At 62.0% G+C, this 484-nt stretch carries 1 protein-coding gene; it reads left to right on the forward strand.

What is annotated here, in order from left to right:
- Nucleotides 1-484: cadherin-like domain-containing protein (locus tag ACW5W8_RS23845; RefSeq protein WP_498630889.1), on the forward strand; the 484-nt coding region annotated here is incomplete at both ends.

The raw sequence follows: 484 nt of genomic DNA on the forward strand, positions 1-484 counted from the left end.
GGTCATCAACCAGGACGGCACCTACAGCTTCACCCCGGCGGCCAACTGGAACGGCACTGTGCCGCCGGTGAGCTACACCCTGACCGACGGCTCGGGTCCGACCGACAGCTCGACCCTGAGCATCACCGTAACCCCGGTGAACGATGACTTCACCGACAACGACGAGCAGGTGACGATCAGCGAGGACAGCGGTACCAAGAGCGGCAACGTCATTGATGGCGTGTCGGTCGATGGTCCGGTGACAGTGCAGAGCTTCAGCATCGCAGGTCAGACTGGTCCATTTGTGCTGGGTCAGGTGTACACCATTGCCGGTGTAGGCAGCTTCAGCCTGGCTGCGAATGGGGCGTACAGCTTCACCCCGGCCGCCAACTACAATGGCGCGGTGCCGGTGGTTACCTATGTACTGACCGACGGCTCGGGTCCGACCGACAGCTCGACCCTGAGCATCACCGTAACCCCGGTGAACGATGACTTCACCGACAAC

The sequence above is a fragment of the Aeromonas aquatilis genome, assembly GCF_054052405.1.